Origin of the sequence: Streptomyces sp. NPDC056883 (assembly GCF_042788835.1) — a bacterium.
Classification (GTDB): Bacteria; Actinomycetota; Actinomycetes; order Streptomycetales; family Streptomycetaceae; genus Streptomyces; species Streptomyces stoeckheimensis.
This window is the reverse complement of sequence record NZ_JBHUBS010000004.1, coordinates 176,929-200,233: the sequence shown is the minus strand read 5'-3', so window position 1 is coordinate 200,233 and position 23,305 is coordinate 176,929. Positions and strand designations below refer to the sequence as shown.

Here is a 23,305-nt window from a genome sequence, read left to right as displayed (position 1 = left end):
GTGGACCGGTCAGAAAAACCGGCCCCGTACGGCGGTCTAGTACACCGGCGCGTACCAGCGGCGGTGGACGTACGGCTCGACGCACAGGACCGCGGCGCCCGCCACGGCTCCCACCAGGAGCGAGGTCCAGCCGCCCCCGGCGACGAGCGCACCGGCGCATGCGGCGGCCACGACCAGCGGCCGGGCCAGGGTCAGCGGGCCGAGCCCGACGACCACGGCGAGGGTGCTGGCCCGGAACGGCAGCGCGAGGTAGGCGGCGAGGGAGAACAGGACGGCGAGGGCATAGGCCCCGAGCGGGACGAGGAAGCCGACCCCGCCGTCGGCCAGGGCCCCGTACGCCCGGTCCGGGTCCGCGGCGAGCAGCAGGACGGCGCCGGCCGTGAGGGCGGGGGCGAGCAGCAGGACGGCGCCCACCGACAGTCCGCGCAGGGCCGCACGGACGACGGCACGGTGCTTGCGGATCCGGGCGTCCCGGCCGGCGTAGGCGCGGAAGCCGCTGAACGCCGCGTCAACGAGGCCGAGGGCGGCGAGCGCCCAGGCCGGGTTCATCGCGCGGCCCCGGTCCCGGCGGTGGCGGACCAGGCCGCGGGGTCGTGCCCGGGCGGTCCGCCGCGGATCACCTGCTCCGCGCCCACGAGCCGGCGGGAGGCGCGGCCGAGGGCCTGGCGCAGGGGGTCCTCCAGGTAGGGCCGGATGCCCAGGACCGGGCGCAGGGTGGTGCAGAAGGGGTTCGACAGGCCGCGGGGTTCGTAGAGCAGCGGCCGGATGCCCGGTACGGTCGCCGCGCGCAGCAGGGTTTCGTCCGAGTGGGCGCGCCGGGCGGAGGCGACCCCGTCGTGGCGGCCGAGCGGATGGCGCATGCGGGCGCGGTGGAACATCCAGGCGCCCACGGGTGCCAGCCGGGTGGCGGCGATGTCGAAGTGGCAGAAGGCGAGTGCCTGGGAGTCTGCCTGGGCCTCGAAGAACTCCGCGAGCGCGGGGCCGCGGAAGTGGTGCAGCACTCCGGTGGAGACGTAGACGGTGGCGACCTCCGGCAGGTCGAAGGCGTTGCCGTGGACGAACCGGCAGTCGAGCCCTTCTGCGCGGGCCAGCCGGTCGGCCTCGGCGACGAGCGCGGCGTCGAGGTCGACGCCGATCAGCTCGACGTTGGGGCCCAGGGCGCCGGTGGACGCCAGCCAGCGGACGAGGTAGCCGAGCCCGGATCCGATGTCGACGAGGCGGAACCGGCCGCGGCGGCCCGCGATCTCGCGGATGGCCTCGAACAGCGGGTCCAGTACGTCCACCAGCCGTTCCCCGACGCGCAGCTCCTCGCTGAGGCGCTGCAGTTCGGTGTGGACGCCGATCATCAGCCGGTCCACGGCGAGCGGGTCGAGGACGTCGTCCGGGCCGGCCGGCAGTCCGGCGACGATCCGGGCCGCGCGCGGATCCCCGGCCTCGTCGAGCCGACGGACCACATCACCCCGGCGCACCGGCAGTCGCGCCCCGCTGAGCGGATCGGTGACGGTGATCAGGTCGGATATCTCAAGGTGGGGCACGCTCGCAACTTTATCCCCCACGGACCCCCTCAGCCGCAGGTCAGCCCCACTGTTCGAAACCCAGCTTCAGGACCAGGGCGCCGACGACCGTCAGGAGCACTCCGCGGACGAAGCCGCTGCCCTTCCGGAGCGCCATCCGGGCTCCGATCATGGCACCGGCCAGGTTGAACACGGCCATCAGCGCGGCCAGTTGCCACAGCACCATGCCCTGGTAGGCGAACATGGCGAGCGCTCCGGCGTTGGTGCACACGTTGACGATCTTCGCCGTGGCGGAGGCCGTGACCAGGTCGAGGTGGAGGAGGGCCGTCAGCGCGAGGACCAGGAAGGTGCCGGTGCCGGGGCCGATGAGTCCGTCGTAGAAGCCGATGCCGAGGCCGGCCAGCGCGATGGTGAGCAGGACGCGTCGGAGGCCGACCGGGGCGGCTCCGGGAGCGACGCCGAAGGCGGGGCGGAAGAGGACGAACGCCGCGACGACCACCAGGACCGCCATGATCAGCGGGCGCAGCGCGTCCTTGCTGATGCCGCCGGCCAGGGCGGCCCCGCCCATCGAACCGGCGAGCGCGGCCAGACCGATGCGGACGGCGAGCTTCACGTCCACCGGGGTCTTGCGCAGGTACGACACGGCCGCGCCCGAGGTCCCGACGATGGCCACGGCCTTGTTGGTGCCGAGGACGGTGGCGGGGTGGGCGTTCGGCAGGCCGAGGAGCAGGGCGGGCAGGAGCAGCAGCCCACCGCCGCCCACGACGGCGTCGATCCAGCCGGCCGCGGCGGCGGCCACGCACAGCACGATGATCATGGTTGTCGATATGTCAGGCACGGCCCGACCCTATGGAGCAGATGGCTGCACCTGCCATCAATCCCCGGAAACTTGCGCAAAGGTTGAGCTTCGCCCGGCCGGAGCCCGGTCCGGGGCCACGGGAGCCGACGGATCCACCGCCGCCGTCAGCACGCTCGCGGCCAGCACACTGGCCAGCCCGAGCCCGGCCACGAGCCGCCTGGCCGGCGGCACGGACCCCAGCACGACCACCACCGCACGCACCGGCGAACTACGGGGCCTCCGATGCCGCGCCACCGACCCGGGCGCAGCCAATCCCAGCCCCTCCGGCCGCTCCGCAGCCAAACCCAGCCCCTCCGGCGTTTGAGGAGCGGGGTCCGGGGCGGAGCCCCGGCCGGGGGTCCCCCCGGACGGAGTCCGGGGGATGGTGGAAGGGCGGGTAGGGGACGAGCCCCGCGCAGCGGCAAGGGACACGGGCAGGGTGACGTGCAACGGGTGACGCACGGGGCGGCGACCTCTCGGGTGCGGGGGCGGGTGCAGGGGGCAGGGGCGGAATCGGGCCCGGGCTCAGAGTCCGAAGCACTCCGCGTGGATCCGCCCCACCGGCACCCCGGCCCGCACCAGCGCGGCCATCGTGGCGTCCGCCATCCCGGGCGGCCCGCACAGGTACACGTCGTGCTCGGCCAGCTCCGGCACCAGCGCGGCCAGCGCCTGCGGAGCCAGCGGGTCGAAGGCGGCGCCCGACGGCCCGAGCAGGTAGTGCAGCCCGGCCTGCCGTTCGGCGGCGATGGCCTCCAGCTCGGAGCGCAGGACGAGGTGCTCCTCGGCGCCCGCCCGGTAGAGCAGGGTGATGTCGCCCGGCCCGCCGGGCAACGTCTCGAACAGGGCCCGCATCGGGGTGATCCCGACCCCGCCGGCGATCAGCAGCACCTTGGTCCGGGTCCGCCGGGCCGCGGTGAGCGCCCCGAAGGGCCCGGTGGCGAGGACCCGGGTGCCGGGACGCAGTCGGCGGATCCGGCGGGAGTGGCCGCCGAGGGCCTTCACGGTGATGCGCAGGGTGTTCCCGCGGACCGGCGCCGACAGCGAGAACGGCAGCGCGGTGTGCCACAGCCTGCGTTGGAGGAACCGCCAGCGCAGGAACTGCCCCGGCTCCGCGCGCAGCTCCGCGAGGTGTTCCCCGTAGACGAGGACGGAGACCACCCCGGGCCCCTCCACGCGGACCTCGGCGACGCGCAGCGCGTGCCGCAGGGCCTGGCGTACGGGGACCACGGCCCGGTACCAGACCAGCAGGACGGCGACCACCGCGTGGGCGAGGGCCCAGAACCAGGCGACGAGGGCCAGGTCGGGCCCGGCGAGCTGGTGCCCGAACCCGAGGGCGGCGGCGAGGTACACCAGGAGGTGGATCCCCCGCCAGGTTTCGTGGCTGACCCGGCGGCGTACGGCGCGGGCGGAGCTGACGCCGACGGCGGCCAGCAGCACGGTCCCCGCCGCCGCGGCGGCCAGCGCCGGATATCCGAGCAGCTCCCGGACCGCCGAGAGCACGTCGACCCCCTCGTGCACGGCGTAGCCGCAGAGCGCGAAGAGGGCGTGCCCGAAACAGAGCAGCAGGACGTGGCGGCCGCCCAGCGCGTGCCAGCGGGCGAGCCGGGCCGCGCCCACCCCGTGCTCGACGGCGGGGACCCGGGCCATGAGGAAGAGCAGGACGAGCACCCCGTACCCGGCGAGCAGGCCGGACAGGTGCGCGGCGGTCGCGAACAGCGCGTCGAGCCGGGCCGAGGGCCGCACCTGGGCGGCCCACAGCAGGGCGACGGTCCCCGCCCCGCCGAGCATCCCGCCCTTGACCCGAACCACCATGTCTCGCTCTCGCATGCGGCCACGCTACGGGCGCTCAAGCGGCCCTCCAGTGCTCCCGGTGATCTTTAAGGCGGCCTTGAGGAACGCCTCACGGACCCTTAACCCGCACGCTGAGGTCGGCGTTCCGTCGGGGAAACAACCGCGATGCCGTGGGGAAACAGCGGCCGCGCACTCTCGTGTCATGACCTCGGAACAGCAACGCGTGGTGGTGATCGGCGGCGGCCTCGCGGGCCTGCGGCTCGCCGCCCGGCTGGGCGGGGACGTGCGCGTCCTCGGCGAGGAGGAACACGTCCCCTACAACCGGGTCCTCCTCGCGGAGGTCCTGGCCGGCCGGTACGCGCCGGAGGTGACGGCCCTCCCGGCCCCCGGCCCGGCGCTGCGCCGGGGCGTGCGGGCGGTACGGATCGACCGGGCGGAGCAGGTGGTGCACTGCGACGACGGAACGGTCGAGCGGTACGGCACCCTCGTCCTGGCCACGGGGTCGAACCCGGTCCTCCCACCCCTCCGCGGCCTGTTCGAGCCCGAAGGCCGGGAACTCCCCGCCGGGGTGCACGCGTTCCGCACCATGGACGACTGCCTGGCCCTGTCGGCGGCCGTACGTCCCGGCGTGCGCGCGGTGGTGATCGGCGGCGGCCTCCTCGGCGTCTCGGCGGCCCGCGCCCTGGCCGAGCGGGGCGCACAGGTGGTCCTCGCCCAACAGGGCGAGCGCCTGATGGAACGCCAACTGGACACGGAAGCCTCGGAGCTCCTCCACGCACACCTGACCACCCTCGGCGTCGAGATCCACACGGAATGCCGCGTCCGCGGCCTGACGACGACCCCGCACCCCGCCGACGGCATCAGCCACAATCCATCCCCTCCGGCCTTTGAGGAGCAGGTCCGGGCAGAGCCCGGAACGCCCCCCAGGGTCAACGCCTCCGCAGCCGCCCCCCTCCCCGGGGCCACCGGGCCCCGCCAGGTCACCGGCGTGGAGCTCGCCACCGGCTACCGCCTCGACGCCGACCTCGTCGTCCTCGCCTGCGGGGTCCGCCCCCGCACCGGCCTCGCCCAAGCAGCCGGCCTGGACATCCGCACGGGCATCCTCGTCGACGACGAGCTGCGCACCAGCGACCCCCGCATCCACGCCGTCGGCGACTGCGCCGAGCACGCGGGCCGGGTGTACGGCCTGGCCGGCGCCGCCCTCGAACAGGCCGACGCCCTCGCCGGAGTCCTGCTCGGCACCGGCAAGGGGCTTGGCCAGGACCCCGCCTACAACGGGACCCGCGCCTTGACCCGCCTCACCCTCACCGCCGGCGGCGACCGGCCCCTCGACCTCGCCGCCTTCGGCGAGACCACCGCGCTCCCCGGCGACGACGTGGTCCAGCTCACCGACGCCACCCGCCGCACCTACCGCAAGGTCGTCATCCGCGGCGACCGCCTCGTCGGCGGGGTCCTGCTCGGCGAACTCTCCAGCGTGGGCGCCCTCGCCCGCAGCTGGGCGGACGGCGCCCCCCTCACCGACCAGCACGGTCTCACCGACCTGCACCACCTGCTCACCGACGACGGAGGCTCCTGATCATGGCCGCAGCCACGCCCCACCCCGCCCCGGCCACCTCCCAGGCCACCGCCACCACCCCCGGAACCCGGCCCGCCCTCGTGCTCATCGGCCACGGCATGGTCGGCCAGCGCTACCTGGAGGCCCTCGCCGAACACGGCGCCACCTCCACGCACCGGATCACCGTGCTCTGCGAGGAGCCGCGGCCCGCCTACGACCGCGTGCACCTGACCTCGTACTTCTCCGGCAGCACCCCCGAGGACCTCTCCCTCACCCCCGCCTCCTTCATGGAGGAGCACGGGATCGCGCTGCACCTCGACGACCCCGCCGAGAGCATCGACCGCGACGCCCGCACCGTCACGTCCCGCTCGGGGCAGGTGTTCCCGTACGACGTGCTCGTGCTCGCGACCGGCAGCTACCCCTTCGTGCCGCCCGTCCCCGGCAAGGACGCCCCGGGCTGTTTCGTCTACCGCACCATCGAGGACCTCCTCGCGATCGAGGAGTACGCCAAGACCCGGACCTCCGGCGCCGTGGTCGGCGGCGGTCTGCTCGGGCTGGAGGCCGCCGGCGCGCTCAAGGGCCTCGGACTCGCCACCCGCGTCGTGGAGTTCGCGCCCCGGCTGATGCCCGTCCAGGTCGACGAGGGCGGCGGCGCGGCCCTGCTGCGCACCATCGAGAACATGGGACTCACCGTCCACACGGGCGTCGGCACCCAGGAGGTCCTCACCGGCGAGGACGGCTCGGTCACCGGCATGAAGCTGTCCGACGGCTCCAGCGTCGACACCGAGCTGGTCGTCTTCTCCGCCGGTGTCCGCCCCCGCGACCAGCTCGCCCGCGAGAGCGGCCTGACCGTCGGCGAACGCGGCGGCATCTCCGTCGACTCCCGCTGCCGCACCTCCGACCCGCACGTCTACGCCATCGGCGAGTGCGCGCTCGCCTCCGACGGCCGCGTCTACGGCCTGGTCGCGCCCGGCTACGAGATGGCGGAGACGGCCGTGGCCGATCTGCTGGGCCGCGAGAAGGAGTTCACCGGCGCCGACCTCTCCACCAAGCTCAAGCTCCTCGGCGTGGACGTGGCCTCCTTCGGCGACGCCCACGGCGCCACCGCCGACAGCCTCGACGTCGTCTACTCCGACTCCCGCTCCGGCGTCTACAAGAAGGTGGTCGTCTCCGCCGAAGGCGTCCTGCTCGGCGGCGTCCTGGTCGGCGACGCCGACTCCTACGGCCTGCTGCGCCCGCTCACCGGATCCGTACCGCCCGTCGCCCCCGAGCAGCTGGTGCTGCCCGCCGGCGCCGGCGCACCCGTCTCCCTCGGCCCGGCCTCGCTCCCGGACGGCGCGGTGATCTGCTCCTGCCACAACGTCACCAAGAAGGCGATCACCGCCTACACCTCGGTGCCCGAGGTCAAGAAGTGCACCAAGGCGGGCACCGGCTGCGGGAGCTGCCTCAAGGTGATCGGCCAGCTGATGCCGCCGGCCGCCGACAAGGGGCTCTGCGACTGCTTCTCCTTCACCCGCGCCGAGCTCTACGAGATCGTCCGCACCCTGCGCGTGACCTCGTACGAGAAGCTCCTCGACAGCCACGGCCGCGAGGAGGCGCGCGGCGGCGAGGGCTGCGAGGTCTGCAAGCCCACCGTCGGTTCGATCATCGCCTCGCTGGCCCCCACCCTCGGTGCGAGCGGCTACGTCCTGGACGGGGAGCAGGCCGCCCTCCAGGACACCAACGACCACTTCCTCGCCAACATGCAGCGCAACGGCTCGTACTCGGTCGTCCCGCGCATCCCCGGCGGCGAGATCACCCCCGACAAGCTCATCGTGATCGGCGAGGTGGCCCGCGACTTCGGCCTCTACACGAAGATCACCGGCGGGCAGCGCATCGACCTCTTCGGCGCCGCCATCGACCAGCTCCCCCTCATCTGGGCGCGGCTCGTCGAGGCCGGCTTCGAGTCCGGGCACGCGTACGGCAAGTCCCTGCGGACCGTGAAGTCCTGCGTGGGCCAGACCTGGTGCCGCTACGGGGTCCAGGACTCGGTACGGATGGCCATCGACCTGGAGCTGCGCTACCGGGGCCTGCGCGCCCCGCACAAGCTCAAGTCGGCGGTCTCCGGCTGCGCCCGCGAGTGCGCGGAGGCGCAGAGCAAGGACTTCGGGATCATCGCGACGGCGAGCGGCTGGAACCTCTACGTCGGCGGCAACGGCGGGGCCACCCCGCGCCACGCGGACCTGCTGGCGCAGGACCTGTCCGACGCCGAACTGGTCCGGCTCATCGACCGGTTCCTGATGTTCTACATCCGCACCGCCGACCGGCTGGAGCGGACCTCCACCTGGCTGGACCGGCTGGAGGGCGGCCTCGACCACCTGCGGGACGTGATCGTGCACGACTCGCTCGGGCTGTGCGCGGAGCTGGAGTCGCTGATGGCCGACCACGTGGCGCACTACCGCGACGAATGGGCCGAGACCCTGGACGACCCGGAGCGGCTGCGCCGGTTCGTGTCCTTCGTCAACGCCCCCGGCGCGCCCGACCCGAGCGTGAAGTTCGTCCCCGAGCGCGGTCAGGTCAAGCCCGACCTGACCGTTCTGACCCTGGAGCCCCTGGGAGGCACCCGATGACCGTGGAACTGCAGGTGGCGGAGGGATGGCTCACCGTGTGCGAGCTGTCGGCGCTGATCCCCGGCCGCGGGGTGGCGGCGCTGCTGCCCGACGGGAGCCAGGCCGCCGTGTTCGTCGACCGCGCGGGACGCCCGTACGCCATCGGGAACCGGGACCCCTTCACCGGGGCGCAGGTCCTCGCGCGCGGGCTGGTCGGCTCGGCCGCGGGACGGCTCTTCGTGGCCTCGCCGCTGCTCAAGCAGCGCTTCGACCTGGAGTCGGGGCACTGCCTGGACGACGAGGAGGTGGCGGTCCGGACGTACCCGGTGCGGACCGCCGCGACCTCCGGCTGATCCCCTGATCAGCCCTGGACCATCGACGGGTCCATCCACATGATCTCCCAGGTGTGCCCGTCGAGGTCGTCGAAGGCACGGCCGTACATGACCCCGTGGTCCTGGGCCGGGCGGGGCTCGGTGGCCCCGGCCGCCAGGGCCCCGTCGACGAGCTCGTCGACCGCGTCGCGGCTCTCGGCGCTCAGACACAGCAGCACCTCGGAGGTTTTGGTCGCGTCCGCGATGGCCTTGTGGGTGAAGTCCTTGTACCGGGCCTCGGTCAGGAACATCGCCACGATCGAGTCGGTGATGGGCATCGAGGCACAGTTCTCGTCGGTGAACTGGGCGTTGTAGCTGTAACCGAGCTTGCTCCAGAAGGTCTTGGTGGCCTCAAGGTCCTTGACCGGCAGGTTGACGAAGATCATGGTGGAGGACATCGGGGTCTCTCTTCTCTCGGCGCGTTCCGTTGCTGTCGAGAGGTAGACCGGGGTGCCTCGGGAAACTCATCGCTGCCGGCGAAGTTTTTTCGGATTTTCTTCGAAGCGCTACGAACCTGCAGGTCAGGACGTCGTCGAGCGCAGCTCCAGGGCCGCCAGCGGTACGAAGCCCAGCCCGTCGGCACTCTCCAGGGAGGCCTCGGCGCCGGCCAGCCGCTTGTGCAGGGTCAGCGCGATCCGCTCGCCCTGGGCCTTGGCCCGCTCCGCGTTCGGCCCCCGGTGCAGTCCGTCGATCGTGGCCCGCCACAGCTGCACCCAGCGGCCGAAGTCCTCGGCGGTCATCTCGCGGGCCGACTGGAGGGCCGCGTGCGGGGCGAAGGCGTTGCGCCGGTAGTCGGCGCTGCGGAAGAGGGCCCGCTCCCAGAAGTCGGTGATCCGGGGCAGGTGCACGTCGAGGTCGGTGCCGGCGATCTCCGTGAAGAAGGGCCCGATCCGCGGATCGGCGAAGGCCGCCGTGTAGAAGCGGCGCAGCACGACGTCGAGGTCGGCGCGACCGGTGATGTCGGCGGCGGCAGGGGCGGCGGCGGTGTGGTCCATCACTCCACCATCCTCCCGCACCCGCCCCCTCCCCAGGGCAGAAAGTCCTGCATTAAGCCGTCCCGAGCCGCTTCGATACCGCCGATACGGCTCTTCGACGGAGCTTCTACTGCCCTCCGACAGTCCTTCGACGTCCCTTGGACGTCCCTTCGATTTCCGGGAAAACCCCCCGGGCGGATTGACCTCGTTCCGGTCGCTCCCGCGTCATATGGAATTGACGTCACGTCAACTCGACGGTCCTAAGTTCCTCGACGCGTGCGTGACTCCCCGCCCGACCGGGCGCGGAGCCTCTCCTCCCACAGGAGTGACCGTGGAACGTCGTACCTTCCTTCGCGGGGCCGTCATCGGCTCCTCCGCCGCCGCCTTCGGCGGCACGCTGATGCACGGCGCGGCCTACGCGGCCCCCGCCCAGCCCGGCGCCGGACCCTACGGGGCCCTCGGCGCCGCCGACGCCAACGGCATCATGCTGCCCGCCGGCTTCAGCAGCCGGGTGATCGCACGCTCCGGCCAGACCGTCGGCAGCACCTCGTACACCTGGCACAGCGCCCCCGACGGCGGCGCCTGTTTCGCCGACGGCACGGGCTGGATCTACGTGTCGAACTCGGAGATCAACCCCTCCGGCGGTGCGAGCGCGGTGAAGTTCAACTCCTCCGGCACCATCACCGGCGCCTACCGGATCCTGTCCAACACCCGACAGAACTGCGCGGGCGGCAAGACCCCGTGGAACACCTGGCTGTCCTGCGAGGAGGTCAGCCTCGGCTACGTCTACGAGACCGACCCCTACGGCGTGAACGCGGCCGTGCAGCGGCCCGCGATGGGCCGCTTCAAGCACGAGGCGGCCGCCGCCGACCCGGTGCGCCAGGTCATCTACCTGACCGAGGACGAGACCAGCGGCTGCTTCTACCGCTTCATCCCCACCACCTGGGGCAACCTCTCCTCCGGCACCCTCCAGGTCCTGAAGGCCGGCACGGCCACCTCCGGCTCCTTCACCTGGGCCAACGTCCCGGACCCGGACGGCTCGCCGACCACCACGCGGACCCAGGTCTCGGGCTCGAAGAAGTTCAACGGCGGCGAGGGCTGCCACTACGCCAACGACACCGTGTGGTTCACGACCAAGGGCGACAACCGGGTCTGGCAGCTCAACCTCGCGAACAGCACCTACGAGCTGGCCTACGACGACTCCCTGGTGCCCGGCGGCAACGCCCCCCTGACGGGCGTCGACAACGTCACGGGTTCCTCGTACGGCGACCTGTACGTCGCCGAGGACGGCGGCAACCTGGAGATCTGCGTGATCACCCCGGACGACGTGGTCGCCCCCTTCCTCCGGGTCACCGGCCAGTCCTCCTCGGAGATCACCGGCCCCGCCTTCTCCCCCGCCGGCAACCGCCTCTACTTCAGCAGCCAGCGCGGCACGAGCGGCAGCTCGACGGGTGGCATCACCTACGAGGTCACGGGCCCGTTCCGCACCTGACACCCGCCGGGACCCATCCAGCCCCGCCCGGGGCCCGTCCAGCCCCGCCCGGGGCCCATCCAGCCCCGCCGGCGTTTGAGGCGCTGGGTCCGGGGCGGCGCCCCGGGAACGGCGCCGCACGACACCACCGGCGGCGCCCAAATCCAGCCCCGCCGGCGTTTGAGGCGCGGGGGTCCGGGGGCAGAGCCCCTGGCGAACGGCGCCGCACGGCACCACCGGCCGCACCCCGACGGGTCACGAACCCGCCGGGGTGCGGCCCGTCACGACACCACGGCCCCACCCTTGAGCAGCGCAGCGCCAAGCGGCGTCACCGTGTGCAGCACGGCATTGCCCCGCCGCAGCGTGGTGACCAGCCCGGCCTCCCGCATCACCCCCGCGTGCTGGCTCGCGGAGGCCAGCGAGACCCCGGCCCGGCGCGCCAGCTCGCTCGTGGTGGCCCCGTCTCCGATCGCCTGGAGCACCACCGACCGGGTGTGCCCGACGAGCTTGCCCAGGGTGTGCTGGCGGTGTCGGCGCCGCTCCTCCGCCGGCCGGGCCGCCTCGCCGCCGGCCTGCGCCGAGGAGGACTCGGCCGCCGCCGGATACACCAGCACGGGCGCCAGCTCCGGATCGTGCAGGGTCACCGCCGTGCGCCGGCAGAAGAAGGAGGGCTGGAGCAGCAGCCCCCGCCCCCGTAGCCGTACGTCCCGGTCCACGGGGTAGTCGCACTCCAGCACCGGGGCCCGCCACCGCAGCATCGGCGGCAGCGAGGCCAGCAGCTCGTCCGCTCCCCCGTCGAGCAGCGCACGCCCCCGCGCGGCCCGCTCGGCCTCGATCTGCGCCTGGATGTGGCTCCAGTACGGCTCCACGGCCGCCCGGTGGTACCCCCGCAGCTCCCCCAGCAGCCGGGGCAGGTGCGCGGTGTCCCCCTCCATGAAGTCCCGCAGCCGCCTGGGGACCAGGGTCTCGGGGCCGCGGTACGCGCTCCCGCCGGCCGCCACCGGCATCCCGAAGGCCGCGGCCATGCCGGAGCCGGCTTCCACGCCCCGGCCGAGCAGGACGAGCTCGCGGCGCAGCCGCTCGGGGCGGATCCCGCGGAGGGCGTCGAGGCCCACGTCCCACCCGTACTGCCCCTCCGTGGGGGTCAGGAAATCGGGGAAATACCCCCGGCTCGGTATCAGCGCACCGAGAAGTCGTGTTTCACCATTCAACCTGGTGCGTGTTTCCGCACGCCAATCGCCGAAGAGCCGGGTATCCCGCCGGTCCCGTAAACGGTGAAAACTCAGAATCGTTTCCCACAACGCATCCGGACGCCCTGCCATCCTTACGCGCGCGAGGTCCACTCCAGTGAAATGGATACGCAGCACCCGAACCCCCACCTGTGCAACCGCAATCCCCCCGCCCCTCGAGTATGCACGCCGTCACACGTGGTCACCATGGCCTTTCAGCCACAGTTGAAACCCCTTTCGGCGAAGGTGTGACAACCGAAATCCTGTACTCCGCCGGGCACACTCCGGCGCGACCGAAACGCTCCGCGAAGGCCGTGGGGGGCTTTGCGGGGCCTGGCGGTCGGTCGCACCGGGAAGCGCCGACGTGTCCGGCGGATTGGCGACAGGCGGTGGACGGGTGGGGATCCGTCCACCGCCTGTTGCCGTTAAGGCATCTGGAACAACATTGAACCAATTCTGAGCCCCGGGAACGGCGGGGAACGCCGTCCGGGAACACCGGGGAACGCCCTCGAAGGCCGGGGAACGCCGGGGAAATAGAGCGCGCCTGCCACCGGACGTCAGGGAACCCGGGGGCAGGCGCGGTCATGGGGGCCCCTGCAGCGGGGCCGTGGAGGGGTCAGCGGCTGTCGCTGCCCTTCGCCTCGGCGGCGGCGCGGCCGGCCTCCAGGCGCGCGACCGGGATCCGGAACGGCGAGCAGGAGACGTAGTCCAGACCGACCTCGTGGAAGAAGTGGACGGACTCGGGGTCACCGCCGTGCTCTCCGCAGACGCCGAGCTTGAGGTCGGGGCGGGTGGCCCGGCCGGCCTCGACGGCGCTGCGGACCAGCGTGCCGACGCCGTCCCGGTCGATGGTCTCGAAGGGCGAGACCCCGAAGATGCCCTTCTCCAGGTAGGCGGTGAAGAAGCTGGCCTCGACGTCGTCGCGGGAGAAGCCCCACACGGTCTGGGTCAGGTCGTTCGTGCCGAAGGAGAAGAACTGCGCGGCCTCGGCGATCTGGCCGGCCGTGAGGGCGGCGCGCGGCAGCTCGATCATGGTGCCGATGGTCAGCCGCAGGTCGGTGCCGGTGGCGGCCTCGACCTCGGCGATGACCGCGTCGGCCTCCTCGCGGACGATCTCCAGCTCCTGGACGGTGCCCACGAGCGGGACCATGATCTCGGCGCGCGGGTCGCCCTTGGCGTTCTTGCGCTCGGCCGCGGCCTCGGCGATCGCCCGGACCTGCATCTTGAACAGGCCGGGGATGACCAGGCCGAGGCGGACGCCGCGCAGACCCAGCATCGGGTTCTGCTCGTGCAGCTTGTGCACGGCCTGGAGCAGGCGCAGGTCGTTCTCGTTGGCGTCCTTGCGGGACTCGGCGAGGGCGACGCGCACCGACAGCTCGGTGATGTCGGGCAGGAACTCGTGCAGCGGCGGGTCGAGCAGGCGGACGGTGACGGGCAGCCCGTCCATCGCCTCGAACAGCTCGACGAAGTCCTTCTTCTGCAGCGGCAGGAGGGCACTGAGTGCCTCCTCGCGCTCGTCGTCGGTGTCCGCGAGGATCAGTCGCTCCACCAGTTCGCGGCGCTCGCCGAGGAACATGTGCTCGGTGCGGCACAGGCCGATGCCCTGGGCGCCGAAGCGGCGGGCGCGCAGTGCGTCCTCGGCGTTGTCGGCGTTGGCGCGCACGCGCAGGCGGCGGACGCGGTCCGCGTAGGCCATGATCCGGTGCACGGCGGCGACGAGCTCGTCGGCGTCGTCGGCGCCGGCGTGCATGCGGCCCTCGAAGTACTCGACGACCGGGGACGGTACGACGGGTACCTCACCGAGGTAGACCTTGCCGGTGGAGCCGTCGATGGAGACGACGTCGCCCTCTTCGACGACCGTTCCGCCGACCGTCATGCGGCGGCGCTTGGTGTCGACCTCGAGGTCCTCGGCGCCGCAGACGCAGGTCTTGCCCATGCCGCGGGCGACGACGGCCGCGTGCGAGGTCTTGCCGCCGCGCGAGGTCAGGATGCCCTCGGAGGCGATCATGCCGTCGAGGTCGTCGGGGTTGGTCTCGCGGCGGATCAGGATGACCTTCTCGCCGGAGCGGGACCACTTGACGGCCGTGTAGGAGTCGAAGACGGCCTTGCCGACGGCCGCGCCCGGGGAGGCGGCGATGCCGCGGCCCAGCAGCGTGGTCTTGGCGCCCTCGTCGAAGCGCGGGAACATCAGCTGCGCGAGCTGGGCGCCGTTGACGCGCTGGAGGGCCTCGGCCTCGTCGATCAGGCCCTGGTCCACGAGCTGCGTGGCGATGCGGAAGGCGGCGCCCGCGGTGCGCTTGCCGACGCGGGTCTGGAGCATCCACAGCTGGCCGCGCTCGATGGTGAACTCGATGTCGCAGAGATCCTTGTAGTGGGTCTCCAGCGTCGTCATGATCGTCATGAGCTGGTCGTACGAGACCTTGTCGATGGCCTCCAGGTCCGCGAGCGGCACGGTGTTGCGGATGCCCGCGACCACGTCCTCGCCCTGGGCGTCCTGGAGGTAGTCGCCGTAGACGCCCGCGTGGCCGGTGGCCGGGTCGCGGGTGAAGGCGACGCCGGTGCCCGATTCGGGGCCGAGGTTGCCGAAGACCATGGAGCAGATGTTGACCGCGGTGCCCAGGTCGCTCGGGATGCGCTCCTGGCGGCGGTAGAGCTTGGCGCGGTCGGTGTTCCACGAGTTGAAGACCGCTTCGACGGCGAGGTCGAGCTGCTCGCGGGCGTCCTGCGGGAACTCGCGGCCGGCCTGCTTGGCGACGATCTTCTTGAAGCGGGTGACCAGCTTCTTGAGGTCGGCGGCGTCGAGGTCGGTGTCGACCGTGACCTTCTTGGCGGCCTTGGCCTCGTCGAGGGCTTCCTCGAAGAGCTCGCCGTCCACGTCCAGGACGGTCTTGCCGAACATCTGGATCAGGCGGCGGTACGAGTCCCACGCGAAGCGCTCGTTGCCGGCCTGGGTGGCGAGACCGGCGACGGACTCGTCGGAGAGGCCGATGTTGAGGACCGTGTCCATCATGCCCGGCATGGAGAACTTGGCGCCGGAGCGCACGGAGACCAGCAGCGGGTCGTCCGACTGGCCGAGCTTCTTGCCCATCTTCGCCTCGAGGGCGGCAAGGTGCGCGCTGACCTCTTCGCGCAGCTCGGCCGGGGCCTCGCCGCTGTCGAGGTAGACCTTGCAGGCCTCGGTGGTGATGGTGAAGCCGGGAGGGACCGGCAGACCCAGGTTGGTCATCTCGGCGAGGTTGGCACCCTTGCCGCCGAGAAGGTCCTTGAGGTCGCGGTTGCCCTCCGTGAAGTCGTAGACGAACTTCTGATCTTTGTTTTCCGACACGGGTCTCGACTCCTCGAGGCTCGGTGGCTGCCCTGACGGCCAGGAACATACCCAGATCGAAGGCTTATGGGTACGTCCACTTGGCGGTCATGTGGCCGTAACCACCTGGGTGCCAGCCAATCGAATGTAACTGGCGAGTAGCCAGAACATACGAAGAGCCTTCAGATCCCGAAGGATGAGGTGCTCACCAAGGCCTGTTTCCGCCCCGATGAGCGATCATCGATACATTTGCGTTCAATACTTGAACGAACAAAGGGTGGCACCCAGTGCCACCCTTTGAAAGTCTTACCCGTGACCATTGCGCTCATCTGAGCGAAACCTCACCCATGCGTGGTGTATGTCACGCCACAGGTGGCACGTTTTGCCACCCGATTCTCAGCCTCCGGACGTGTCCAGTTCGGCATCCTCGCTCACGCCCGCACAGTCGTACGGATCCTTCAACCAGCCCTCGGGCAGGACAACCCGGTTGTTTCCGGACGTACGACCCCGCGGGCCGTCCGCGCTGTCCGGCCAGGGCTGGTCCAAGTCCAGCTCGCTCAGATGAGCGTCCAGCTCGGCCAGGGAGGAGGTGACGGCGAGCTTCTGCCGCATCTCCGATCCCACCGAGAAGCCCTTGGTGTACCAGGCCACGTGCTTACGGAAGTCGATCACCCCGCGCGCCTCGTCGCCGATCCACTCCCCCAGCAGCTGGGCGTGGCGGAGCATGGTCTGCCCGACCTCCCGCAGCGTCGGCTTGTGGAAGTCCTCCGGGCGCCCCTCGAAGGCCGCGACCAGGTCGTTGAACAGCCACGGCCGCCCCAGGCAGCCGCGTCCCACGACCACCCCGTCGCAGCCGGTCTCGCGGACCATCCGCAGCGCGTCCTCGGCACACCAGATGTCGCCGTTGCCGAGCACCGGGATCTCCGGCACGTGCTCCTTGAGCCGCGCGATGGCCTCCCAGTCGGCGGTGCCGCCGTAGTGCTGGGCGGTGGTGCGGCCGTGCAGGGCTATGGCGGTGATGCCCTCCTCGACGGCGATCCGGCCGGCGTCGAGGTAGGTGAGGTGGTCGTCGTTGATGCCCTTGCGCATCTTCATCGTCACCGGCAGGTCACCGGCGCCCGCGACGGCCTCGCGCAGGATCGCGCGCAGCAGGTTGCGCTTGTACGGCAGGGCCGAGCCGCCACCCTTGCGGGTGACCTTGGGCACCGGGCAGCCGAAGTTGAGGTCGATGTGGTCGGCGCGGTCCTCTTCGACGATCATGCGGACCGCCTTGCCGACCGTCGCGGGGTCGACTCCGTACAGCTGGATCGAGCGAGGCTTCTCGGTCTCGTCGAAGTGGATCAGCTGCATGGTCTTCTCGTTGCGCTCGACCAGGGCCCGGGTCGTGATCATCTCGCTCACGAACAGCCCCTTGCCGCCCGAGAACTCACGGCACAGCGTACGGAACGGAGCATTGGTGATGCCGGCCATCGGCGCGAGCACCACCGGGGGCTGCACGGTGTGCGGGCCGATCGCGAGAGGCGGGGGGAGCGTGGTCATCCCCCCATTGTGGCTCAGCCGTGCCGTTGATCGCATGTCGTTAGTTAGACGTACTATCGGCATCGTGGACGAATTGACCCATCGGCGGCGCCTGCTGATCCTGACGATCTGCTGCATGAGCCTGCTCATCGTCAGCCTCGACAACACCGTCCTGAACGTCGCCCTCCCCGCCATGCGCCGCGATCTGGACGCCTCCGTGGCCGGCATGCAGTGGACGATCGACGCGTACACGCTGGTCCTGGCCTCGCTCCTGATGCTGGCGGGCTCCACCGCGGACCGGATCGGCCGCCGCAAGGTCTTCATCGCCGGTGTCGTGCTCTTCACCGCCGGCTCGGTGCTCTGCTCGCTCGCGCCGAGCCTGGGCTGGCTGATCGCCTTCCGGATGATCCAGGCCGTCGGCGGCTCGATGCTCAACCCGGTCGCCATGTCGATCATCACCAACACCTTCACCGAACCGCGCGAGCGCGCCCGCGCCATCGGCGTCTGGGGGGCGGTCGTCGGCATCTCCATGGCCGCCGGCCCGCTGATCGGCGGCCTGCTCGTGGACTCGGTCGGCTGGCGGTCGATCTTCTGGATCAACCTCCCCGTCGGCATCGTCGCCCTCGTACTGACCCTTCGTCACATCCCGGAGTCCCGGGCCGACCACCCCCGCCACCCGGACCCGGTCGGGCAGCTGCTGATCATGGGACTGCTCGGCTCGGTCACGTTCGGGATCATCGAGGCACCCTCCGCCGGACTGCGCTCCCCGCTGATCCTGGGGTGCGCGCTCGTCGCCGTCCTGTCCCTGGCCGGGCTGCTGGTCTACGAGTCGCGGCGGGCGGAGCCGCTGATCGACCCGCGGTTCTTCCGCAGTGCCCCCTTCAGCGGGGCCACGGTGATCGCGGTCAGCGCCTTCGCCGCGCTGTCCGGGTTCCTGTTCCTGAACACCCTGTACCTCCAGGACGTACGGGGCCTCGACGCCCTGGACGCCGGCCTGTACATGCTGCCGATGGCGGCCTTCGCCTTCCTGTGCGCCCCCGTGTCGGGGCGGCTCGTCGCCACCCGGGGACCGCGGCTTCCGCTGCTGGTCGCGGGTGTGACCATGGGGGCGAGCGGGCTGCTGTTCGCGGCGTTCTCGGCCGAGAGCTCGACGCCGATGCTGTTCTGCGGGTACGTGCTCTTCGGCATCGGGTTCGGTCTGGTCAACACGCCGATCACCACGGCCGCCGTCTCCGGGATGCCCCGCGCCCAGGCCGGCGTGGCCGCCGCGGTGGCCTCCACCAGCCGGCAGACCGGCGGGGCGCTGGGCGTGGCGATCGTGGGCGCGGTCCTGGCCGCCGGGATGGCCGGCGGATCCGGTTCCGCCGCCGCGTTCGTGGCCGCCGCCCGGCCCGCCTGGTGGATCATCACGGTGTGCGGCCTGCTCGTCCTGTGCGTCGGCTTCGTCACCAGCGGCGGCTGGGCCCGGGAGACGGCCCTGCGCACGGCCCGCGCCCTGGAGCCGCAGTCCGGGCCCGCGCCTACGGACGCCGCACCGCGACGCTGAGGCGGGGCGCTGAGGCGGGGCGCCTGCCCCTCCTCGGCCGCGCCCCCTCGCCCGCGTGCTACTCGCCGCAGGCGAAGTCGTCGCCGTGCGAGTCGATCCGGTCGAGGAGGCCGCGCAGCGCTTCCTGGTCCCGGTCCGAGAGCCGGGCGAACAGCCCCAGTTCCACCGCGTCGAGGGCCGCGTTCGTCTTCGCGAGGGCCGTGGTGCCGGCCTCGGTGATGGCCACGTTGTGGCGGCGGCGGTCGGCCGGGTCCCGGCGGCGCTCGACGAGTCCGCCGCCCTCGAGGTCGTTGAGGATCCCGACGAGCACGCTCGGGTCCACCTCCAGCCGCTCCGCCAGCGCGCGCTGGCCGATGGGCCCGCCGTCCAGGTGCGTCAGGGTCATCGCGTGGCGCGGGGTGAGTCCGGCGGCGCTGAGCGCCTTCTTCATGCGGGTCTGGGTGACCGATCCGTGCCAGGCCAGCAGCATGCCCAGCCGCTGCGGCGGGTGCGTGGGGTCCTGAGGCGCCGTCATGTCCACATCGTAACAACCGGGAAATGATTGCGGTCTGTCGATCGTTGATGGTATTCAATGATTCCACATCGCCGATCGTTTGCCGGAGCTCACCATGTTCATCGCCTATGCCGTCGTCGCCGCACTGCTCGCGCTCACGCTCGCCGCGTCCGCGACCTTGACGTTCCAGCGCAACCCCGCGATCACCGAGAGCATGGGGAAGGTCGGCGTGCCCGATTCCTGGCTCCCCCGGCTGGCCACCCTCAAGGCGGCCGGCGCGATAGGCCTGGTCGCGGGCCTGTGGCTGACCCCGCTGGGCATCGCCGCCGCCATCGGCGTGACCCTCTACTTCCTCGGCGCGATCCTCGCCCACCTGCGCGCGAAGGACTACGACTTCGCCCCCGCGGCCGTCCTCGCCCTGGTCGCGGTCGCGGCCCTGGTCCTGCGCGCGGCAGCCTGACGCACCCTGCGCCGCGGCCCCCGCCCCGACCTCCTGGACATTTACTCTTCGCGCAGATAGTCTGCGCGAAGAACATCTACCAGGAGGCCCCCATGTGGGAGTACGAGCACGGCATCGAGACCACCGCCGCACCCGAGGCGATCTGGGCCCTGTGGGCCGACGTCGAGAGCTGGGGCACCTGGAACGCCGACATCGAGAAGATCGAGCTCCGGGGCCCCTTCGCGGCGGGCGCGCGGATCACCATGGCCCCAGCCGGCCAAGACCCGGTGGAACTGCTCGTCGCCGAGGCCGTCGAGGGCGAGATGTTCATCGACGAGGCGCGCTTCGCCGGCCTGGTCCTGCGGACCACCCATCGGATCGAGCGGCTCGACCCGTCGCTCAGCCGGGTGGTGTACCGGATGGAGATCAGCGGCGAGGGCGCCGCCGAGGCGGGCCCGGAGATCGGGCCCGCCATCACGGCCGACTGGCCCGACACCATGGCCGCGCTGGTCCGGACGGCCCAGGACCGATGACCCTGACCCCCGGCGAGAGTCCCGGCTTCCTCCTCTGGCACGCCACCCTGCGCTGGCAGCGGGGCATCGCCGCAGCGCTGGGCCCCCTGGGTCTGACCCATGTGCAGTTCGTCCTCCTCGCCTGCGCCTGGTGGCTCAACGAACAGGGCGAGCAGCCCAACCAGCAGGCGCTGGCGCGCCAGGCGGGCACCGACGTCAAAATGACCTCCCAGGTGGTGCGCACCCTGGAACAGAAGGGGCTCCTCGCCCGCGAGGTCGATCCGGCGGACACCCGCGCCAAGCGGCTGCGGGTCACCGCAGCCGGGGCCGAGCTGGCGCCGCGGGCGATCGCCGCCGTCGAGGGGGTCGACGAGGAGTTCTTCCGGCCGGTCGCCCGCGGGGACGCCATCACCCTGCTGAGCCGCCTGGCCCGCCCCGAATCCTGACGCCACCCCCTCCCCCCTCCCGACCCAGCCCCGTCCGCCTTGCGGGCGGGGCTTCCTCGCACGAACGAGTGACAGATATTGAAATCTGTCAGCCGTCATGTCATTCTCGTTCCATGACGACGAACCAGAGCACCTCAAGGACCGGCACCTCAAGGACCGGCACCGCACAGGCCGGCACCCGCACCCTCGGCAGCACCGGGCCCGGCGTCTTCCCGCTGGGGCTGGGCTGCATGGGGATGTCCGCCCTCTACGGCGAAGCCGACCGGGCGGAGTCCCTCGCCACCATCCACGCCGCCCTCGACGCCGGGGTCACCCTCCTGGACACCGGCGACTTCTACGGCATGGGGCACAACGAGCTCCTCATCAGCGAAGCCCTGCGCACCGCCCCCGCCGCGGCCCGCGACAAGGCGCTGACCAGCGTGAAGTTCGGCGCCCTGCGCACGGTCGAGGGCGGCTTCACCGGGTACGACGGGCGGCCGGAGGCCGTCAAGAACTTCCTGGCCTATTCGCTCCAGCGGCTCGGCCGGGACCACATCGACGTCTACCGCATCGCCCGGGTGGACCCCGACGTGCCGATCGAGGAGACCGTCGGTGCGATCGCCGAGGCGGTCGCCGCCGGGCACGTCCGGCACATCGGGCTCTCCGAGGTCGGTGCGGACACGCTGCGCCGGGCCGCCGCCGTGGCTCCGATCGCCGACCTCCAGATCGAGTACTCCCTCATCTCGCGCGGCATCGAGGAGGAGATCCTGCCGACCGCCCGCGAGCTCGGCATCGGCGTCACGGCGTACGGCGTGCTGTCCCGCGGCCTGATCAGCGGCCACTTCACCCGCGACCGGGCACTGGCTCCGGGCGACTTCCGCGGGATGAGCCCGCGCTTCCAGGGCGGCAACCTCGACCGGAACCTCGACCTGGTCGACGCCCTGCGCAAGGTCGCCGACGAGAAGGGCGTCACCGTCGCCCAGACGGCCATCGCCTGGGTGCTCTCCCGGGGCGAGGACATCGTGCCCCTGGTCGGCGCCCGTACCCGTGACCGGCTCGGCGAGGCGCTGGGCGCCCTTCAGGTCACCCTGACCCCCGCCGATCTGGCCGCCATCGAGGACGCGGTCCCGGCCGGTGCGGCCGCCGGCGAGCGGTACCCGGCGGCACAGATGGCCCACCTGGACAGCGAGCACTGATCCGGCTGTACGGTCGTACTCATGCCACCCGCAGCCGCCGAGCCCCTCACACCCGAGCGCATCCTCGAAACCACCGAGGAGGTGCTGCGCCGCTTCGGCCCGACCAAGGCGACCGTGGTGGACGTGGCGCGCGCCCTGGGCGTCAGCCACGGCAGCGTGTACCGGCACTTCCCGTCGAAGGCCGCGCTGCGCGAGGCCGTCACGGACCGCTGGCTCGCCAAGAGCGTGGTCATGCTGGAGGAGATCGCCTCGGCCCCGGCCGAGCCCGCCCCCTCCAAGCTGGAGTCGTGGCTGGAGGCGCTGTTCGAGGCCAAGCGCCACAAGGCGGGTGACGACCCGGAGCTGTTCGCGACGTACATCGTGCTGCTCGGCGAGAGCAGCGGCGTCGTGGAGCACCACATCACCGAACTGATCGAGCAGCTCTCCCGGATCATCGGTGAGGGTGTCGCGGCGGGCTCCCTCAGCGCGCCCGACGTACCGGCCGCCGCGCGTGCGGTGTTCGACGCCACCGGCCGCTTCCACGATCCGCAGTACGCGGCGGAATGGCTGGGGCCGACCATCACCGCCGAGTTCGAGGCGGTCACCGCCCTGGTCATCCGGGGCCTGCGCGCCTGACCCCGGAAGCAGCCGCTCCGGACAGCTTGATCATCTTTTGGGGTGGCAGGCCCTTGCCGCGCACCCGCCGTGTTCCTACGTTCCCCCTTACCGCACACCATCAGGTCTGTTCCAGGGGGAACCTTGTCCACTCAGCAAGAACCGGCAGCACCGTCCGGGCCGCCGGCCCGATCCGGAGGCGCCGCCGCGATCGGCTGGATCCTGACCATCGGGTTCAACGTGGTCGCGCCGATCCTCACGTACAACATGCTCACCGACCGGGGCTGGAGCGAGTTCGCCGCGCTCCTGGTCAGCGGTATCTGGCCGGTGGTCGACTCCCTCGTCCACCTCGCCTGGCGCCGCAAGGTCGACGAGTTCGCCGTGGTCACCCTGGTCTTCCTGGTGATCACCGCTCTCGTCGCGCTGATCGGTACGCACTCGGCGCGCGCCCTGCTCATCAAGGACTCGGGGGTGACGGGTCTGTTCGGCGCGCTCTGCGTCGCCACCCTGTTCACGCCCCGGCCGCTGATGTTCTACTTCGGCCGCAAGTTCGGGACCGACGGGACCAAGGAGGGCGTGGCGTACTTCAACGGGCTCTGGCAGTACCCCGACTTCCGCAAGGCGATGCGGCGGATGACCACCGTCTGGGGCGTCGCGTACCTGGTGGAGGCCGCGCTGCGGGTGGTGCTGGCGTACACGCTGAGCGTCGACACGATGGTCTGGGTCAGCCCCGTCCTGATCTACGGATTCCTGCTCTCGCTGATCTTCTGGACCATCCGCTTCTCGAAGCGCAGCCAGGCCGAGGGCGAGGCCAGGGCCGCGGCCCTGGCGGCCGCCGCGGCCGATAGCCCGGCGCCCGCGTAACCGGCCGGCCCGCCATCCCCGCATCGGGGGAGGGGAGAGCAGCGGGGGAAGGGCCTGCCCGCCCCGCGACCATACCCCCCCCC

Annotated in this window: 21 protein-coding genes; 11 read left to right on the top strand and 10 right to left on the bottom strand. The window is 71.8% G+C overall.

The genetic code is table 11. From position 1 onward, the window contains the following. Positions 1-36: 36 nt before the first annotated feature. The 4 genes from ACFRU2_RS12760 to ACFRU2_RS12745 all read right to left on the bottom strand — a co-directional run bounded on the left by ACFRU2_RS12760 (position 37) and on the right by ACFRU2_RS12745 (position 4,179). The gene (locus tag ACFRU2_RS12760) at positions 37-549 is read right to left on the bottom strand and encodes a hypothetical protein (RefSeq protein WP_382971250.1); all 513 of its coding nucleotides are present in this window, start codon (positions 547-549) and stop codon (positions 37-39) included. Further along, positions 546-1,535, bottom strand: a complete 990-nt coding sequence (locus ACFRU2_RS12755) for a class I SAM-dependent methyltransferase (protein ID WP_382971247.1) — start codon at positions 1,533-1,535, stop codon at positions 546-548. The genes ACFRU2_RS12760 and ACFRU2_RS12755 overlap by 4 nt, the downstream gene beginning before the upstream one ends. Positions 1,536-1,575: 40 nt before the next feature. Next, positions 1,576-2,352, bottom strand: a complete 777-nt coding sequence (locus ACFRU2_RS12750; RefSeq protein WP_382971244.1) for a sulfite exporter TauE/SafE family protein — start codon at positions 2,350-2,352, stop codon at positions 1,576-1,578. Positions 2,353-2,877: 525 nt separating this feature from the next. After that, positions 2,878-4,179 carry a ferric reductase-like transmembrane domain-containing protein gene (locus ACFRU2_RS12745; protein ID WP_382971242.1) on the bottom strand — a complete coding sequence of 434 codons (1,302 nt, stop codon included), beginning with the start codon at positions 4,177-4,179 and terminating at the stop codon, positions 2,878-2,880. Positions 4,180-4,345: 166 nt separating this feature from the next. Between ACFRU2_RS12745 and ACFRU2_RS12740 the strand changes: the two genes are divergently transcribed. From ACFRU2_RS12740 to nirD, 3 genes are read left to right on the top strand one after another with little or no spacing between them, the layout of a single operon-like run. Then, on the top strand, positions 4,346-5,719 hold the full coding sequence (locus ACFRU2_RS12740) for an NAD(P)/FAD-dependent oxidoreductase (RefSeq protein WP_382971239.1): 1,374 nt from the start codon (positions 4,346-4,348) through the stop codon (positions 5,717-5,719). A 2-nt stretch (positions 5,720-5,721) separates the two neighbouring features. Then, positions 5,722-8,307 carry a nitrite reductase large subunit NirB gene (gene nirB / locus ACFRU2_RS12735; RefSeq protein WP_382971236.1) on the top strand — a complete coding sequence of 862 codons (2,586 nt, stop codon included), beginning with the start codon at positions 5,722-5,724 and terminating at the stop codon, positions 8,305-8,307. After that, positions 8,304-8,639 carry a nitrite reductase small subunit NirD gene (gene nirD, locus ACFRU2_RS12730; protein WP_382971233.1) on the top strand — a complete coding sequence of 112 codons (336 nt, stop codon included), beginning with the start codon at positions 8,304-8,306 and terminating at the stop codon, positions 8,637-8,639. The genes nirB and nirD overlap by 4 nt, the downstream gene beginning before the upstream one ends. A gap of 8 nt (positions 8,640-8,647) precedes the next feature. On the opposite strand, the gene ACFRU2_RS12725 is transcribed toward nirD, so the two are convergent. Both ACFRU2_RS12725 and ACFRU2_RS12720 read right to left on the bottom strand, forming a co-directional pair. Then, positions 8,648-9,055 (bottom strand): VOC family protein, encoded by a 408-nt coding sequence (locus ACFRU2_RS12725; RefSeq protein WP_382971231.1) that lies wholly within the window; start codon positions 9,053-9,055, stop codon positions 8,648-8,650. A 123-nt stretch (positions 9,056-9,178) separates the two neighbouring features. Next, positions 9,179-9,652 carry a group III truncated hemoglobin gene (locus ACFRU2_RS12720; RefSeq protein ID WP_382971228.1) on the bottom strand — a complete coding sequence of 158 codons (474 nt, stop codon included), beginning with the start codon at positions 9,650-9,652 and terminating at the stop codon, positions 9,179-9,181. 310 nt (positions 9,653-9,962) lie between these two features. Between ACFRU2_RS12720 and ACFRU2_RS12715 the strand changes: the two genes are divergently transcribed. Then, positions 9,963-11,123, top strand: coding sequence for an alkaline phosphatase PhoX (locus tag ACFRU2_RS12715; RefSeq protein ID WP_382971225.1), 1,161 nt, complete (start codon positions 9,963-9,965; stop codon positions 11,121-11,123). Positions 11,124-11,383: 260 nt separating this feature from the next. On the opposite strand, the gene ACFRU2_RS12710 is transcribed toward ACFRU2_RS12715, so the two are convergent. From ACFRU2_RS12710 to dusB, 3 genes are all read right to left on the bottom strand, one after another. Next, positions 11,384-12,469 (bottom strand): ArsR/SmtB family transcription factor, encoded by a 1,086-nt coding sequence (locus tag ACFRU2_RS12710; RefSeq protein WP_382971222.1) that lies wholly within the window; start codon positions 12,467-12,469, stop codon positions 11,384-11,386. A 478-nt stretch (positions 12,470-12,947) separates the two neighbouring features. Continuing rightward, positions 12,948-15,656, bottom strand: coding sequence for a pyruvate, phosphate dikinase (gene ppdK, locus ACFRU2_RS12705; RefSeq protein ID WP_382971219.1), 2,709 nt, complete (start codon positions 15,654-15,656; stop codon positions 12,948-12,950). Positions 15,657-16,031: 375 nt separating this feature from the next. After that, positions 16,032-17,174 (bottom strand): tRNA dihydrouridine synthase DusB, encoded by a 1,143-nt coding sequence (dusB, locus tag ACFRU2_RS12700; RefSeq protein WP_382971217.1) that lies wholly within the window; start codon positions 17,172-17,174, stop codon positions 16,032-16,034. A gap of 64 nt (positions 17,175-17,238) precedes the next feature. Here dusB and ACFRU2_RS12695 point away from each other — a divergent pair, with 64 nt between their 5' ends. Beyond that, positions 17,239-18,699, top strand: a complete 1,461-nt coding sequence (locus ACFRU2_RS12695) for an MFS transporter (protein WP_382971214.1) — start codon at positions 17,239-17,241, stop codon at positions 18,697-18,699. A gap of 58 nt (positions 18,700-18,757) precedes the next feature. On the opposite strand, the gene ACFRU2_RS12690 is transcribed toward ACFRU2_RS12695, so the two are convergent. Further along, positions 18,758-19,213 (bottom strand): MarR family winged helix-turn-helix transcriptional regulator, encoded by a 456-nt coding sequence (locus ACFRU2_RS12690; protein WP_382971212.1) that lies wholly within the window; start codon positions 19,211-19,213, stop codon positions 18,758-18,760. Positions 19,214-19,307: 94 nt separating this feature from the next. Between ACFRU2_RS12690 and ACFRU2_RS12685 the strand changes: the two genes are divergently transcribed. The 6 genes from ACFRU2_RS12685 to ACFRU2_RS12660 all read left to right on the top strand — a co-directional run bounded on the left by ACFRU2_RS12685 (position 19,308) and on the right by ACFRU2_RS12660 (position 23,222). Continuing rightward, entirely contained in the window at positions 19,308-19,652 is a 345-nt protein-coding gene (locus ACFRU2_RS12685) for a DoxX family protein (protein ID WP_382971209.1), read from the top strand. Between the two features lie 92 nt (positions 19,653-19,744). Beyond that, positions 19,745-20,164: a polyketide cyclase gene (locus ACFRU2_RS12680; protein ID WP_382971206.1), complete on the top strand. Its 420-nt coding sequence runs from the start codon at positions 19,745-19,747 to the stop codon at positions 20,162-20,164. Next, on the top strand, positions 20,161-20,589 hold the full coding sequence (locus ACFRU2_RS12675; RefSeq protein ID WP_382971203.1) for a MarR family winged helix-turn-helix transcriptional regulator: 429 nt from the start codon (positions 20,161-20,163) through the stop codon (positions 20,587-20,589). Before ACFRU2_RS12680 ends, ACFRU2_RS12675 begins: the two co-directional genes overlap by 4 nt. Before the next feature lie 113 nt (positions 20,590-20,702). Continuing rightward, positions 20,703-21,764, top strand: a complete 1,062-nt coding sequence (locus ACFRU2_RS12670) for an aldo/keto reductase (protein WP_382971199.1) — start codon at positions 20,703-20,705, stop codon at positions 21,762-21,764. Between the two features lie 21 nt (positions 21,765-21,785). Continuing rightward, the gene (locus tag ACFRU2_RS12665) at positions 21,786-22,379 is read left to right on the top strand and encodes a TetR family transcriptional regulator (RefSeq protein WP_382971196.1); all 594 of its coding nucleotides are present in this window, start codon (positions 21,786-21,788) and stop codon (positions 22,377-22,379) included. Between the two features lie 123 nt (positions 22,380-22,502). Then, the gene (locus tag ACFRU2_RS12660) at positions 22,503-23,222 is read left to right on the top strand and encodes a VC0807 family protein (RefSeq protein WP_382971193.1); all 720 of its coding nucleotides are present in this window, start codon (positions 22,503-22,505) and stop codon (positions 23,220-23,222) included. Positions 23,223-23,305: the final 83 nt, after the last annotated feature.

Excerpts from the sequence above, each read along its gene's own strand:
- ACFRU2_RS12760 (WP_382971250.1), bottom strand. The coding sequence starts at position 549 with ATGAACCCGGCCTGGGCGCTCGCCGCCCTCGGCCTCGTTGACGCGGCG.
- ACFRU2_RS12745 (WP_382971242.1), bottom strand. The coding sequence starts at position 4,179 with ATGCGAGAGCGAGACATGGTGGTTCGGGTCAAGGGCGGGATGCTCGGC.
- ACFRU2_RS12740 (WP_382971239.1), top strand. The coding sequence starts at position 4,346 with ATGACCTCGGAACAGCAACGCGTGGTGGTGATCGGCGGCGGCCTCGCG.
- nirB (WP_382971236.1), top strand. The coding sequence starts at position 5,722 with ATGGCCGCAGCCACGCCCCACCCCGCCCCGGCCACCTCCCAGGCCACC.
- nirD (WP_382971233.1), top strand. The coding sequence starts at position 8,304 with ATGACCGTGGAACTGCAGGTGGCGGAGGGATGGCTCACCGTGTGCGAG.
- ACFRU2_RS12725 (WP_382971231.1), bottom strand. The coding sequence starts at position 9,055 with ATGTCCTCCACCATGATCTTCGTCAACCTGCCGGTCAAGGACCTTGAG.
- ACFRU2_RS12720 (WP_382971228.1), bottom strand. The coding sequence starts at position 9,652 with ATGGACCACACCGCCGCCGCCCCTGCCGCCGCCGACATCACCGGTCGC.
- dusB (WP_382971217.1), bottom strand. The coding sequence starts at position 17,174 with ATGACCACGCTCCCCCCGCCTCTCGCGATCGGCCCGCACACCGTGCAG.
- ACFRU2_RS12690 (WP_382971212.1), bottom strand. The coding sequence starts at position 19,213 with ATGACGGCGCCTCAGGACCCCACGCACCCGCCGCAGCGGCTGGGCATG.
- ACFRU2_RS12685 (WP_382971209.1), top strand. The coding sequence starts at position 19,308 with ATGTTCATCGCCTATGCCGTCGTCGCCGCACTGCTCGCGCTCACGCTC.
- ACFRU2_RS12680 (WP_382971206.1), top strand. The coding sequence starts at position 19,745 with ATGTGGGAGTACGAGCACGGCATCGAGACCACCGCCGCACCCGAGGCG.
- ACFRU2_RS12675 (WP_382971203.1), top strand. The coding sequence starts at position 20,161 with ATGACCCTGACCCCCGGCGAGAGTCCCGGCTTCCTCCTCTGGCACGCC.
- ACFRU2_RS12670 (WP_382971199.1), top strand. The coding sequence starts at position 20,703 with ATGACGACGAACCAGAGCACCTCAAGGACCGGCACCTCAAGGACCGGC.
- ACFRU2_RS12665 (WP_382971196.1), top strand. The coding sequence starts at position 21,786 with ATGCCACCCGCAGCCGCCGAGCCCCTCACACCCGAGCGCATCCTCGAA.